Origin of the sequence: Frigoribacterium sp. 2-23 (assembly GCF_049601585.1) — a bacterium.
GTDB lineage: Bacteria > Actinomycetota > Actinomycetes > Actinomycetales > Microbacteriaceae > Frigoribacterium.
This window is the reverse complement of record NZ_CP187126.1, coordinates 2925298-2939882: the sequence shown is the minus strand read 5'-3', so window position 1 is coordinate 2939882 and position 14585 is coordinate 2925298. Positions and strand designations below refer to the sequence as shown.

Genomic DNA, 14585 nt, shown 5'->3' with positions numbered 1-14585 from the left:
GCCCATGACGGGGCCGAGAGCAGGGTACGGTGCAGCGCTCGACGCGCTGGCGTTCGGCGTGCCCCGGCTGCCGAGCGCGACCGTCAGCCGCCCCCGCCTGCTGCGTCTGCTCGATGAGGCGAGCGCCCCGCTCGTGCTGCTCCGCGGGCCTCAGGGCATCGGCAAGACCGTGCTGCTCACCGACTGGGCACGTCGCCGGGGCGCCGGTGAGCCGCCGCTCGTCTGGCTGACCCTCGACGGCGACCTCGACACGAGCCGGACCGGACTGCGGCGTGCGGTCGTGGCGGCGGTCGTCGACGCGGGGCTCGCACCGGACGCCGTGGCGTCCCCGGCGGCGGAGTCGCGGGCCGGTCTGGTGCGGTTCTTCCGGTCGCTCGGCCAGCCCCTCGTCGTCGTGCTCGACGGACTCGAGGCCGTCCAGGATCATTCCGCGATCGACGACCTGGAGGCGGTGCTGCGCGACGTGGACAGCGTGCGCTGCATCGCAGCCACCCGTCGTCAGGGGCCGCTGGAGGACCCGGGGTCGATGTCGCGGCTCGACACGATCGTCATCCCCGCCGCCCGACTCGTCTTCACGCTGCCCGAGACGGCCGCCGTGGTGTCGGGAGTCCTGCGGCGGCCCTGCCGCGAGGACCGTCTCGCCGGGCTGCAGGCCGCCACGGCCGGGCACCCCGGTGCCGTGGTGGCGGCCGCCCGCGCGACGGTGGCGAGGGGTGAAGCCGACCCGAGCCTCCTCGTCGACCGCGACGGGCAGTCGCTCGACGACGCGCTCGTGCGCAACGCCGTCGACTACGTCCGTGCCGTGCTCGTGGCCACGCTCGGGGACACGCCCGTGCTGGAGTTCCTGCGGCGGGTCTCCGTCGTCGGCCTGCTGCCGGCTCGGCTCGCGGCCCGCCTGGGTGGGGTCGACGACGCGACACCGCTGCTCGACACGGCTTGGCGAGAGGGCGCGGGGGTCTGGTTGACCGCGAGTCGCGGGGCGACCGGGGAGTTCCGGCTGTATCCGGTCATCCGCCAGGCGCTGGGCAGCGAGCTCGCCGCTGCGCGGCCGGCGCTGCACCGCGAACTGCTGCACACCGCCGCCACCTGGTCGCTCGAGAACGACCTGCCGCTCGTCGCCGTCGAATCGGCCGCCGCCCTGCTCGACATGCCGCTGCTGTCGACCGTGCTGCGCCGCTTCTGGACGCGGTTCTCGGGTCGGTACGCGAGCGAGCTCGTGCCGATCCTCGGACCGCTGCCCCGCCGCCGGACCTACCGGCACCCCGTCGTGCTCGCCATGACGGCCCTCGCCTATTCGAGCGTGCGCATGCACCAGGCCCGGGCTGCACAGGCCCACGAGGCCACGATCGCGGCGATCACGCCGCGCCTGGCCGGTCTGCCGCCGGCCGACCGGGTCTTCCTGCTCGCACTCGACGCGCAGGCCCGACGGCGCGTCGGCGACGTCGACGGAGCGATCGCCGCAGCCGATGCCGCCGCCGCCCTGCTGCCCTCCCTCTCGCCGGCCGAGCGCGACGAGCTCGGACCCGTCCTGCCGTTCATCCACGATCAGATCGGCGTGACGTACTTCTTCGGCGGGGACGACGAGCGGGCGCTGTCGTCGCTCGCCCTGTCGTACGCCGTGGCCGTCGGGCCCGACGCGCCCGCGCAGCAGTGGCACTCGCTCGGCCTGACCGCTCTGATCCATGCGCTGCTCGGCGACGTCACGATCGCGCGGACGCTCGTCGAGGGCGGGGCCCAGACCCGCGCGCCCGGAGGCATGGCCGTCGACGTCTCGCGAGCCGTGCTCGCCCTCGAGGACTTCCGGCCGGACGAGGCCCTGCGCCTGCTCGCCGACGTCGACCCCGTGCTCGGCTCCTACGAGCACTGGCCCGTGCTGCTCATGCTGCGCGCGAACGCGACGATCGCGCTCGGCCGGGCCACCGCGGCGGCGTACCTGCCCGAGTTCGAGGCGCAGGTCGTGCGGTTCCGGCTGCGGTCGCCCGCGATCGGCGTCATGACCGAGACCCTCGCCATCACCCGGGCCCGACTGCTGCTGGCCGTGGGACGGGTGAACCGAGCCGACTCCGAGCTCGAGCTGCTGCCGGGTGACTCGGTGTCGGTGGCCGTGCAGCGCGCCGCGGTGCACCTGCTGCGCGGGGACGCGCGCCGGGCGCACGACCACGTCGTCGCGGGTCTCCTGCACTCGCCGTTGACCCCGCGGGTGCGGAGCGAGCTGACCCTGATGCGCGCGGTCGTCGAGCAACGACTCGGCCGGACAGACGCCGCCCGCGTCACGTTCGCCGCGTTCGTCGACGGGCTCGTCGACACCGGTCTGCGCTCGGTGCTGCTGACCGTCCCGCGCGACGACCTGGAGGCGCTGGTCGACGAGGCCGCGTACGGCGGCGACACCCGCGCGCGCGACATGCTCGCGCCCGGCGCACACCTGGCCGCCGACCTGTCGGCCGAGGGGGACGGCGTCTCGCTGTCCGACCGCGAGGCCGTCGTGCTGCGGCGCCTCGCCAGCGACCTGAGCCTGCCCGAGGTCAGCCGCGAGCTGCACGTGTCCGTGAACACCGTGAAGACCCAGCTGCGGAGCATCTACCGCAAGCTCGGCGTCTCGGGTCGGCGCGAGGCGGTCGACGTCGCGCACAAGCGCGGGCTGATCGGGCTGTAGGGACTGCTGCGGCTGCGGCTGCGGCTGCGGCTGCGGTTGCGGCGGCGGCTGCTGCTGCTGCCGGTGTCGTGTGGCGTTTGCGGCATCGTGTGCCGTTCGTGCACGACACGACGTCGCGAACGCGACACGCTGCGACCTGTCGGCGCGACACCGTACGGTGGACGGATGACCAACGCGAACCTCCTCGGCGTGCCCGAGACCCTGTTGCCCGCCGAGCCCGAGGTGCTCGCCGATCTCGCCGCGAAACCCGTCGCCGATGTCGTCGTGGCGCACCCGACCTCGTCGCTCGCCTGGGCTCTGCTCGCGGACGAGGCGGAGGCGCGGGGTGCGCACCTGGAGTCGTACGCCTACGCTCGGGTCGGCTACCACCGCGGCCTCGACTCCCTGCGCAAGGCCGGGTGGCGCGGCCAGGGTCCCGTGCCGTGGTCGCACGAACCGAACCGCGGTGTGCTCCGCTCGCTGTACGCGCTCAAGCGTGCGGCGTCGGCGATCGGTGAGACGTCGGAGGTCGAGCGCCTCGGCGCCTTCCTGCGCGATGCCGACCCGGCTGCCCTCCCCGCGATCGAGTCCACCGACCCGAGCTAGCCCGCGTCCGCCCGCCCCTCTCCTCGAACGAAGTGTCGCTAGAGGTCGATGTTCGTCTCGAACATGCACCCGACGCGACACATCGTTTGAGGGACGGGAGTCCCTTCCGATCGATGTGTCGCTAGCGGTCGATGTTCGTCCTGAACATGCACCCGAGGCGACATATCGTTTGAGGGGGCGGGAGTCCCTTCCGATCGATGTGTCGCTAGCGGTCGATGTTCGTCTCGAACATGCACCCGACGCGACACATCGTTTGAGGGGACGGGAGCATGTTCGTCTCGAACATGCACCCGACGCGACACATCGTTTGAGGGGACGGGAGCTCCTTCCGATCGAAGTGTCGCTAGCGGTCAAAGTTCATCGTCAACATGCGCCCGACGCGACACATCGTTGGGGCGGAGGGGGATCAGCCGGCCGTGCTGAGGGGGCGGGGCGCCCCGATCCCACTGTCGGGCACGAGCGACGTCGCATCGAGATCGCACGGCGACAGCGGCGGGACGGCCGTGTGCGAGATGAGCGGGTGCACGGGGCGGGCGTCGGTCTCGTCGACGCTCATGAGCTCCTCGTGGAGCTTCTCGCCCGGCCGCAGCCCGGTGAAGACGATGTCGACGTCGCTGCCCGACATCGCGATCATCCGCTGTGCGACGTCCAGGATGCGCACGGGCTCGCCCATGTCGAGGATGAGAACCTCGGCCGGATCGCCGATGGCACCGGCCTGGATGACGAGCTGGCACGCCTCCGGGATGGTCATGAAGAAGCGCGTGGCATCGGGGTGCGTCACGGTGAGGGGGCGACCGGCCGCGATCAGCGCGCTGAACAGCGGGACCATCGAGCCGCGGCTGCCGAGCACGTTGCCGAAGCGCACGGAGAGGTAGCGGCGACCGGTGCGCCGCGCCCGGTCGGCGGTGAGACGTTCGGCCAGGCGCTTCGAGCGCCCGAGGACGCTCGTCGGTGCCGCCGCCTTGTCGGTCGAGATGTTCACGACCGTCTCGACACCGGCGCTCTCGCACGCGTCGAGCACGTTGAGGGTGCCCATGACATTGGTCTGCCAGGCCTCGCCCGGGTACTGCTCGAGCATCGGCAGGTGCTTCAACGCGGCCGCGTGGAACACGACGTCGGGGCGGCGATCGGCCATGATCTCGTGCAGGGCCGCGGCGTCGCGGATGTCGGCCAGCACGACGTCGGTCGTGTCGAGCAGCCCGTGGCCGCTGATCGAGACCTGGACGCCCTGGAGGGCCGTCTCGTCGCGATCGAGCAGGATGAGCTCCGCGGGATCGAGTCGCGAGATCTGGCGGCAGAGCTCGCTGCCGATCGACCCGCCGGCTCCCGTCACGAGCACGCGTCGACCGGTCAGGTACCCGGCGACCCGGCCGGGGTCGGTGTCGATGGGGCGCCGACCGATCAGGTCGTCGATCGACACGTCGCGCAGATCGCGGGGTCGCGCTCCGTGCTGGAGGACCTCGTCGAGAGGCGGCAGGACGAGCACACCCAGACCGGCCTCGGTGGCCCGGTCTCGGATGTCGCGCAGCAGTGCCGCGTCGGCTCGGGCGACGGCGACGACCACCACGGCGGCACCGGTCGCCGCGGCCGCGTCGGCCAACGCCGAGCGGTCGCCGAGCACGGGCACGCCGTGCACCCGCAGTCGACGGCGCGCGGGGTCGTCGTCGAGGATGCCCACGGGGATGATCGGCGAGCGCCGGTCAGCCTGCAACTGGGGGATGAGCAGATCGGCGGCTTCGCCCGCTCCGACGAGGAGGGCCCGCCGGGCGCCGACGTCGGGTCGACGCCGGGCCGTCACGACGACGCGCCAGAGGTATCGGGTCGCCCCCATCAGCACGAACGCGAGAGGTGTCGCGACGACGGCGAGGGACCAGTGCCAGTCGGCCCCCGGTGCGACCCACGAGGTGACCAGGTCGACGAGCGGGGTCGAGGCCAAGACGCCGACGCCCACGACGACCGCGAGCAGCACGCGGAACTCGGCCGTGCTGCCCCGGATGAAACGGCGGCGGTAGAGCCCGGCGCCGAGCCCGGCCGCCGCCTGCACCGGACCGGCCACGAGCAGGAAGCCGAGGAGGCTGTGCTCGCCCATCGAGGTCCCGTCGCGATCGAGCGCGAGGGCCGTGCCCCCAGCGATCAGCCAGCAGGCGAGGTCGATGACGAAGAGGACGAGCAGCCGGAGGTTCGACGCGGCGACCCGGCGGCCAGGGAAACCTGATGGGCCCGACGAGGCGGGGAGAGGGATCGAGGCGGTGACGGTCGGATGCACGGGCTGCTCCTGAGGGAGGGAGTCGGCGCGGGCTCCCCATCGGGGTCGATCGTGTCGGCAAGACGCCTCTACACCATTTCAGTGTAACATTTCACACTATGGAGGGCAAGGGATCGCCCTCCTCGACCCGGCGCCGGACCCGCGCGCCGAACCCGACCTCCCGACCCGGCCGTCAGCCGATCAGTGACGGGCGCAGATCGCGCAGGGTGCGCCTCCTCGTCATGCGCGTCGCGGCCAGCAGGCTCAGCAGCAGCGCACCCACCAGCCAGGCCGCCAGCACCCCGGCGTCCGCCCAGGCCGCCGACGGGCTGCCGCCGTACATCAGTTGGCGGATGCCGTCGGTCGCGTAGCTCATGGGCAGGGCGAAGTGCAGCGCGGCGAGCGGCCCGGGCAGGGTCTGCCAGGGGAACGTGCCGCCGGCGGTCACCAGCTGCACGACCATCAGGACGAGTCCCAAGAACTGCCCGACGCTGCCCAGCCAGACGTTCAACGTCATGATGATCGCGGCGAACGCGACGGAGGCGAGCGCCATCATGCCCACGAGTCCCCACGGGTGCACGACGCCGAAGCCGAGCGCGTTCGTGACGATCGCGTACAGCGCGATCATCTGCACGACTCCGAGCAGCGCGGGCGCGAGCCAGCCGGCCAGCGAGATCCGCACCGGTGCCTTCACGGCCGTGATCGCCCGCTTCGAGATCGGCTTGATGATGAGGAACAGCGCGTACATGCCGATCCAGGCCGCGAGGCTGATGAAGAACGGCGCGAGGCCGGCTCCGTACGTGCCCGCGCTCGTGAGCGCCTGGTCCTTGACGGCGACGGGGTCGGAGATCGCTCCGGCCTGGTCGTCACGCTGGGAGGCGGTGCTCACCGGGATCTCGCCGAGACCGGACTGCAGACCGTCGCGCAGCGTGGTCGTCCCGTCGTCGAGGGTGACGAGTCCGTCGCGCAGGGTGGTCGTCCCGGTGCTGAGCGTGTCCAGTCCGGAGGCGAGCGACGACGCCCCGGAGGCGGCGCTCGCGGCCCCCGAGGACAGTGTCGCCGAGCCCGCGGCCGCCTTCGAGATGCCGTCGGTCAGGGCGGGTGCCGACGCGCTCAGCTGTGCCGCGCCGGCCGAGACCTGGGCGGCACCCGTGGAGAGGGCCGAGACCTGGCCGTTCAGGCCCTGGATCTGGGTGTTGGCATTCGTGAGCGCGCCGGTCAGCGAGTCCGTCACCGGCTGGAAGGTCGCCTCGAGGTTCGCGATCTGCTCGTCGGTGTACCCCTGGGACTGCAGGGCCGCGCGGATCTGGGCCCGCGCCTCCTGCTGTTGTGCCGGGAGTGCGGCCGCCGCGGCGGCGCTCGTGGCCGCCGCCGACGAGACGCCGTCCGCGAGCTGCTTGTTGCCGTCGGCGACCTGGGCCGCTCCGGAGGCGAGGGTCGCGGCCTGGGTCGGCAGGTTCGTGGTGCTCGTCTTGAGCTGCTGCAGTCCGGTGTTCAGCGAGGATGCCCCGGACGACAGCTGCGAGGTGCCGTCGGCGAGCGTGTGCGCTCCGGTCGCGGCGTCGGAGGCGCCCGTCGAGAGCTGGTTCGCTCCCGCGACGGCGGACCCCGCGCCGGCGACGAGCTGGTTCGCCCCGTCGACCGCGCTGCCGAGGTTCGTGCGGATGTCGGCGAGGCCGACGAGGAGCCGGCTCGCGGCCTCCTTGCCGACCTGCTCGGTCACGGAGGCGCGGATGGTCTTGCCCGCCTGCTCGGCGATCGTCGACGACAGGTAGCCGTTCACGTCACTCGTCGCGAGGACGATCTGGGCGCGACGGGGGTCGCTGGTGTCCGCGCTCGTGAGATCCGCACTGAAGTCGCTCGGGATCGTGAACGAGAAGTCGTAGGTCTGATCGCGGAGGCCGGCCGACGCCTCCTTCGCGGACACGACGTGCCACTCGAAGTCCTTACCGTCGACGATCTGGTCGGTCACCCGGTCGCCGTAGTTCGTGGCCTTGCCGTCGATCGTCGTGCCCTGGTCTTGGTTGACGAGTGCGGCGGGCACCTTGTCGAGGTTCGCGTACGGGTCCTGGTTGGCCCAGAGGTAGAGGCCGCCGTAGAGCAGCGGCACACACATCAGGGCGACGAGGGCGAGACGGGCGAGCGGCGTCGAGGTGAGGCGCTGCAGCTCGGAACGGACGAGGGCGAGGATCTTCACAGTCGGTCGCTTTCGGGGGTCGGGGCGACTGCGGTGTCGTCGGAGGGGGTGAGGGTGGTGGTGATGGGTGCGGTTTCGGTCTTGTCGTCGTCGGCGTCGCCGCCCGCCTCGCGCCCGTAGTCGGGCATCGTCAGCTCGTCGATCGTGGTCGCCGTGGCGAGACTCGTGACGACGAGCACCGTGACGTCGCGTCGCACGAGGTCGTGCACGACGTCGAGCCAGCCGAGCACGTCGCCGCCGTGTCGCTCGGGCGACGTCAGCACGAGGCCGCGGACGCCGTCGCGCTGCAGGGCGAGCTCGCAGAGCAGTCGGGTGCGCGCCTCCGTCGGGAGGGCCTGGAGCCGCGTCTGCGTGTGCTCGGCGAGGCCGATCCGGTCGATGAACTCGCGGGCGGACCGTGCGTCGGCGCGGCGCCCCGCGAGGGCGAGCTCCTCGCGGACGACCTGCCGTACCCGCATCGACGGGAAGGGCTCGGCGACGGTCGGGGTGTCGACGAGAGCGAAGGAGGCGCGGATCACGTCGGACTCCTCCCTCCCGTCGATCGTCACGCGGCCGTGATCGGGGCTCATGCGCCCACCCGCGACGAGGGACGCGAGGGTCGGGGCGTTCTCCGTCTCGACCGCCACGAAGCCGGGGCGGTGGTGGTCGGCCGTGACGCTGATGGGAGGGAGGTCCGCCCCCGGGCCGTCGCCGATGCCGACGGAGTCGAGATGGAGTCTCATGAGGTGCCTTTCGGGGTGGCGTCTGCGTCGGCGGGGGTGGCGCCGGAGGTGGCGCCGGGGGTGGCGCCGGAGAGTTCGGGGGAGGTCTCGATCAGTCGGCCGGCCTCGCGCCAGTCGAGCCCGGCGACCGAGAGCACCGACAGCATCACGAGTCGATGCCCTTCGCGAGCGCTCAACGACCGGTGGGTCGATTCGGCCAGCACGGCCAGGGCGGCGTTCTCGACGAGGCGGGCGAGCGTCTCGACCGGGATGTCGTCCCGCACGCGTCCGGAGGCGGCACCGCGACGCAGCAGCGCCCTGATCGCCGAGCGGAGCGGGCGGAGCACCTCGGCGACCTCGCGACCGAGCGGGCCACGCACCGCGAGCAGGGCCATGTCGCGGCCGTTCTCGACCTCGGCCCAGATGCGTGCTGCCAAGGCTGCGAGCTCGACGAGAGGGTCGATGGCGGGCACGGCGGAGGCGGTGCCCGCGCGCAGTCGGACGAGGTCGACCGCCGCGCCGACACGGGCGGCACCGCGCAGGGTGACCTCGCGGACGAGGTCGTCGCGCGTGGCGAAGTGGCCGTAGACGGATCGGCGGGAGAGGCCGGCCTCGGCGGCGATCGCCTCGAGCGAGGCCGAGGTGTCGCGGCTCAACAGGCTCTGCGCGGCGGCGATGAGCGCGTCGCGGTTCGCGGCGGCATCGCGGCGCGGGGCGCGCACGGGTGCACTGTCTGTCGGGGCCATGCCGTCGAGTGTACGCCGAAGTTGCACACAAGTGTGCAACTTCTTTCGCGAGGCCCGCGCGCGGCTGCACGAGCGGGCGCTTCTGCGGGGTGCGGGAGCCTCTGATCCGCGAGTTCTGCCCGCTCGCGCGCGCCGCGCCTCCTCCACAGGGGCCGAGACGTCCACAGAAGGGGACGTACGGTCTCGGCGGGGCGCGCGCCTCCGGCACGGTGTCGTCATGCAGATGTCACCGCTTCCTCCCGAGCTCCAGCAGGGGCCGTTCTCCGTGCGCCGGGCGCGACTCGCCGGGGTCGGTGCCGGCACGCTCGCGGCCAAGCGGCTCGAGCGTCCGTTCCGGGGAGTGCGGTCGGTCTCGCCGCTCGACACGCTTCGCGGCCGGGCCGAGGCACTCGCCCTGCTCCTCCCCGACTCCGCGTGGTTCTCGCACACGACGGCACTCGGTCTCTGGGGTCTGCCGCTGCCCGGCCGCCTCTCGACGGCGACGGCCGATCTCCACGTGGGCGTGGCTGCCAGCGGGCGACCGCGGCACCCCGGTGTCGTGGCCCACCGCATGCCCGGCGATGCTGCCCACGTCGCGGGTATCGGCGGGCTCGCGGTGCTCGATCCGGTGCGAGCCTGGGCGCGCTCGGTTGACCTGCTGTCGCTCGACGAGCTGGTCGTCGTCGGCGACGCCGTGGCGGGCCGGTGGTCGCCCGACCCACGAGCTCACGAGATCCCCGTGTCACTCCTGGAAGAAGCCGAGGAGGCGCTGGCTGGCCGCCGAGGAGTCGCCAGGCTCCGCGAGTCACTGGCCTTGATCAGGCCGGGTGTCTGGTCGCCGCGCGGGACGCGAGCGGTTCGCCGACGAGGGGTGGCGCGTCATCTTCGTCAGCGACGACGACCTGTGGGCGCCCCACGATCGGGTGCTCCTCGCCCGCTTGCGGAAGCTGGTGGCGTGATGTCGACCTATTTTGTTGGGTTGCGCCACAAAGTACTTGCGGTAGTGGGGACGACCTGCGTAGAGTCGCCCTCGCAATCATCGAAGCGTTTAGACAGTGAGGTCCCGATGGCGACGATCCATGACGTGGCAGACGCCGCGGGCGTGTCGATCTCGACCGTGTCGTACGCGCTGTCGGGCAAGCGGTCCATCGCGTCGAGCACGCGCCAGCGCATCACCGAGGCCGTCGACCGACTCGGCTATCGCCCGAACGCCGGCGCCCGCATGTTGGCCGGCTCGCGCACGAACATCATCGCGCTGAGCGCGCCCAGTCGGCCCGATGCCCACCAGCCCACGCAGATGCGCTTCGTCACCGCCGTCGTCGAGGCCGCCCGCCTCCGCGATTACGACGTGCTGCTGCTCGCCACCGACGACGAGGTCTCGGGTATCCGCCGTGTCGCCACCAGCCGACTGGTCGACGGGGTCGTCGCCATGGGCGTCACCACCGTCGACGAGCGCGTCGACCTGGTCCGCGAGCTCGACCTGCCCGTGGGGTTCATCGGTATCCCGCGCGATGCCGCCGACCTGGCCTGTGTCGACCTCGACTTCGAGGGCGCGGCTCGGCAGTCGGCCGAGGCGCTCGCCGCCGCCGGGCACCGTGTCGTCGGCGTCATCGGCCACCCGGGGTCGTTCCTCGAGCGGGACACCGGGTTCATCCGGCGCTTCGACGACGCCTGGACGGCCGCGGCGGCCGATCTCGGTCTCGAGACCCGTATCGTCCCCGCCGACCTTCGCCGCGCCTCCGCGCAGCGCGCCTTCGACGAGCTGCGCGAGGCGCTGCCCTCGATGTCGGCGCTCGTACTGCACTGCAGCGAGCCCACCGCGGAGGCGGTCCTCCAGCGCATCCGTCAGCTCGGTCTCGAGATCCCACGGGACCTGTCCGTGCTCGCCGCCTGCGCGAGCTATCCGACCGACGAATTCGAGCCTCCGCTCGACACGATCCCGCTGCCCATCGACGAGATGTGCGCGCGCGCGGTCGATGCTGCCTTCGCGGCGATCGACGGCGAGCGTGCCCAGGGCGTCGACTACATCGCCCCCGTGCTCATCTCCCGAGGTTCGATCGCGGCCCCGGCCACTCCGCCCATGACTGCCTGACCCGCACCACCACAGACCCGCACCACCGCCGCACCACCACACCCGCACCACCGATCACACCCCACCACCGCCGACCGTGAATCGTCGAAGCGCTTCACCACAATCGAAACGCTTCGACGAAATGTCACGGGAGGCCTCTACAAGGAGGTAGACAGATGAACACAGCACGACGCATCGTCGCCGTCGGAGCGGCCCTCGCCGCGACGGCGGCCCTGCTCACGGGATGCTCCGCGAGCGGCGGGTCGTCCGACCCGAACACGCTCAAGCTCTGGCACTTCGAGGGCCAGGAGAGCGCCATGGGCATCGCCTGGAACGAGGCGATCAAGACGTTCGAGAAGGAGACGGGCGCCAAGGTCGAGTTCGAGGAGAAGAGCTTCGAGCAGATCCGTTCGACCGCGAGCCAGGTGCTCAACTCGAACGAGGCCCCCGACATCCTCGAATACAACAAGGGCAACGCGACCGCCGGCCTGCTCGCCAGCCAGGGCCTGCTGTCGAACATGAACGACGCCGTCGAGAAGTACGGCTGGGACAAAGACCTGGCGCCCTCGATCGCCACCACGTCGAAGTACGACGAGAACGGCATCATGGGCTCGGGCGACTGGTACGGCATCCCGAACTACGGCGAATACGTCGAGGTCTACTACAACAAGGACATGTTCGCGCAGTACGGCGTCGCCGTGCCGACGACCTACGACGAGTTCGAGGCCGCCCTGCAGACGTTCGTCGACAACGGCGTCACGCCGCTCGCCGAGGCCGGGGCCGAGTACCCGATCGGTCAGCTCTTCTACCAGCTGGCCCTGACCAAGGCCGACCGCTCGTTCATCGACGACTACCAGCTCTACAAGGGCGACGTCGACTGGCAGGGCCCCGAGCTGAGCTACGCCGCCGACACGCTCAAGGAGTACGTCGACAAGGGCTTCATCTCGAAGGACGTCACCGGCATCAAGGCCGAGGACATGGGCACGACCTGGATGAGCGGCAAGGCACCGATCATGGTCTCCGGATCATGGTGGTACGGCCGCGCCGTGACCGAGGCGACGAGCTTCGACTGGGGCACGTTCCTCTTCCCCGGCAGTGACTTCGCACCCGGCTCGGGCGGCAACCTCTGGGTCGTCCCCGAGAACGCCGCGAACAAAGACCTCGCGTACAAGTTCATCGACATCACGATGCGTCCCGAGATCCAGAACCTGATCGGCAACAACGGCGGTGTGCCCGTCAAGGCCGACGCCGCCGACATCACCGACCCCAAGAGTCAGGAACTGATCGCCAACTTCAACACCCTGCTCGACGACGACGGACTCGCGTACTACCCCGACTGGCCCACGCCGACCTTCTACGACCAGCTCGTGGCCGGCACGCAGGAGCTGATCAACGGTACGAAGAAGCCGAACGACGTCTTGACGCAGCTCGGCGACCAGTACCAGTCCGGCGTCGACGACATCACCGGCAAATAGATGACGGAGGCGCTGAAAGAGCGGGTGGGTCGGCGTACGACGCCGGCCCGCCCGGCCCGCCGCGGCCGCTCGACGAGCGTCGCCGACGAGAGCCTGCTGCCCGGAGCCGGGCGGCGCGGCTTCTGGCTCTATCTCATCCCCGGATTCGTCCTGTTCACCGTCATCATCCTGGTGCCGCTGATCTGGAACATCTACCTGAGCTTCACCGACTACCGGGGCATCCGCCCGCCGACCTGGGCGGGGCTCGACAACTGGCGCGAGCTGATGAGCGACGACCGCTTCTGGACGTCGTTCGTCAACAGCGTCTTCCTGATCATCGCGATGGTCGTCGTCCCGACCGTGCTCGGTCTGCTCCTGGCCGCCGTGCTCTTCGACCTCGTCGGTCGCAAGTTCGGTGGTCGCCTGGCGAGCTTCCTGCGGGCGACGTACTACCTGCCGCAGATCCTGCCCGTCGCCATCGCGGCGATCGTGATCGGCTGGATACTCCGGCCCGAGAACGGCGCGCTCAACACGGTCCTCGAGGCCGTGGGTCTCGGCGAGCTGCAACGCAACTGGCTCGGCAGCCCCGACACGGCTCTCCTCAGCATCATGGTCGTCATGGTCTGGGTGCAGCTCGGCTACCCGGTCGTCATCTTCATGGCGGCCCTGCAGCGGGTCGACCCCGAGCTCTACGAGGCGGCCGAACTCGACGGCGCCAACTGGTTCCAGCGCTTCAGCGCGATCACGGTCAGCATCATCCGACCCGAGATCTTCGTCGTCGTGCTCACCTGCACCATCGCGGCGCTCAAGGTGTTCGGCCCGATCTACGCGCTGACCCGCGGCGGCCCCGGCGATTCGACGATCGTGCCGAGCTACTACGCGTACAGCGAGTTCTTCCAGAGCCAGCAGGTCGGCTACGGAGCCACCATCGCGACGGCGCTGACGCTCGTCATCGTCGTCATCACGATCTTCTTCATCAAGGCCCAGAACCGGGTCGAGCGGCAAGAAAGAGAGCGCTGATCATGGCGACCACCCTCCTCCCGCCGGTGCGCGACGATCGTGCGCCGTCCTCGTCGGCCGACCCGCGCCTCCGGAAGCCCCAGAAGTACAAGGCACGCAAGAAGAAGCGCACCCCGGCCGACTGGATCATCCTGATCGCGGCCTGCCTCGTCGGGCTGCTGATCGCCGTGCCGTTCCTGCTCATCCTGGTCAACTCGTTCAAGTCGCCGCAGGACTACACGAACGGCGGGCCGCTCAGCCTGCCCGGCTCGCTCTACTTCGACGGCCTGGTCAACTTCTGGAACCGCGTGCAGTTCCCGGCGAAGCTCTGGAACAGCTTCTTCATCTCGGGTGTGGTGGCGCTGCTGGCCGTCACGATCTCGGTGCTGAACGCGTACGCGCTCGGCATCGGCCGGGTGCGCGGCCGCACGTGGATCATCGTGCTGTTCCTGCTCGCGAACATGCTGCCGCAGGAGGCCCTGCTCTACCCGCTGTACTTCATGTTCAAGCAGGTGGGTCTCTACGACAACGTGTGGAGCGTCATCATCGTCTTCACGGTGGTGCAGAGCGCGTTCGGCACGTATCTGTTGTCGAGTGTCTACGGGACGTTCCCGAAAGAGGTACTCGAGGCGGCCAGTCTCGACGGCGCCTCGCGCTGGCAGATCCTGTGGCGCATCATCGTGCCGATCAGCCGGCCGACGCTATCGGTGCTGATGATCTTCTTCTTCATCTGGACCTGGAACGAGTTCCTCATCCCGCTGACCTTCCTCGTCTCGAACGCCAACCAGACCGTCCCCGTCGCCATCACGGCGTTGCAGGGCGACCGTCTGATGGACGTGACGACGACCAGCGCGAGCGCTCTCCTCGGTCTCGTCCCGACCCTCGTGTTCTTCCTGATCTTCCAGCGCACGCTGACCCGCGGCATCACCGCCGGCGCCGTCAAGTGACCCGCGCT

The 14585-nt window shown here is 70.7% G+C and carries 10 protein-coding genes; 6 read left to right on the top strand and 4 right to left on the bottom strand.

All coding sequences use genetic code 11. The features are described 5' to 3' along the window. Positions 1 to 4: 4 nt before the first annotated feature. Entirely contained in the window at positions 5 to 2653 is a 2649-nt protein-coding gene (locus tag ACPEEZ_RS13825) for a LuxR C-terminal-related transcriptional regulator (protein WP_423920218.1), read from the top strand. Between the two features lie 165 nt (positions 2654 to 2818). Next, the gene (locus ACPEEZ_RS13820) at positions 2819 to 3238 is read left to right on the top strand and encodes a DUF3151 domain-containing protein (RefSeq protein ID WP_423920215.1); all 420 of its coding nucleotides are present in this window, start codon (positions 2819 to 2821) and stop codon (positions 3236 to 3238) included. 406 nt (positions 3239 to 3644) lie between these two features. Here ACPEEZ_RS13820 and ACPEEZ_RS13815 read toward each other — a convergent pair whose 3' ends face one another. The 4 genes from ACPEEZ_RS13815 to ACPEEZ_RS13800 form a co-directional block, all read right to left on the bottom strand. Further along, positions 3645 to 5504 carry a polysaccharide biosynthesis protein gene (locus ACPEEZ_RS13815; RefSeq protein ID WP_423920212.1) on the bottom strand — a complete coding sequence of 620 codons (1860 nt, stop codon included), beginning with the start codon at positions 5502 to 5504 and terminating at the stop codon, positions 3645 to 3647. Between the two features lie 172 nt (positions 5505 to 5676). Continuing rightward, on the bottom strand, positions 5677 to 7680 hold the full coding sequence (locus ACPEEZ_RS13810; RefSeq protein WP_423920209.1) for a YhgE/Pip family protein: 2004 nt from the start codon (positions 7678 to 7680) through the stop codon (positions 5677 to 5679). Continuing rightward, a complete protein-coding gene (locus ACPEEZ_RS13805) occupies positions 7677 to 8402 on the bottom strand; it encodes a hypothetical protein (protein WP_423920206.1) in 726 nt (241 codons plus the stop codon). The genes ACPEEZ_RS13810 and ACPEEZ_RS13805 overlap by 4 nt, the downstream gene beginning before the upstream one ends. Then, positions 8399 to 9127 (bottom strand): TetR/AcrR family transcriptional regulator, encoded by a 729-nt coding sequence (locus ACPEEZ_RS13800; protein WP_423920203.1) that lies wholly within the window; start codon positions 9125 to 9127, stop codon positions 8399 to 8401. The genes ACPEEZ_RS13805 and ACPEEZ_RS13800 overlap by 4 nt, the downstream gene beginning before the upstream one ends. 217 nt (positions 9128 to 9344) lie before the next feature. Between ACPEEZ_RS13800 and ACPEEZ_RS13795 the strand changes: the two genes are divergently transcribed. From ACPEEZ_RS13795 to ACPEEZ_RS13780, 4 genes are all read left to right on the top strand, one after another. Next, positions 9345 to 11198: a LacI family DNA-binding transcriptional regulator gene (locus tag ACPEEZ_RS13795; RefSeq protein ID WP_423920201.1), complete on the top strand. Its 1854-nt coding sequence runs from the start codon at positions 9345 to 9347 to the stop codon at positions 11196 to 11198. 155 nt (positions 11199 to 11353) lie between these two features. After that, on the top strand, positions 11354 to 12652 hold the full coding sequence (locus tag ACPEEZ_RS13790; protein ID WP_423920198.1) for an extracellular solute-binding protein: 1299 nt from the start codon (positions 11354 to 11356) through the stop codon (positions 12650 to 12652). Then, positions 12653 to 13651 (top strand): carbohydrate ABC transporter permease, encoded by a 999-nt coding sequence (locus ACPEEZ_RS13785; protein WP_423920196.1) that lies wholly within the window; start codon positions 12653 to 12655, stop codon positions 13649 to 13651. It begins immediately after the preceding gene. Between the two features lie 2 nt (positions 13652 to 13653). Further along, positions 13654 to 14577 carry a carbohydrate ABC transporter permease gene (locus ACPEEZ_RS13780; protein WP_423920193.1) on the top strand — a complete coding sequence of 308 codons (924 nt, stop codon included), beginning with the start codon at positions 13654 to 13656 and terminating at the stop codon, positions 14575 to 14577. Positions 14578 to 14585 lie beyond the last annotated feature (8 nt).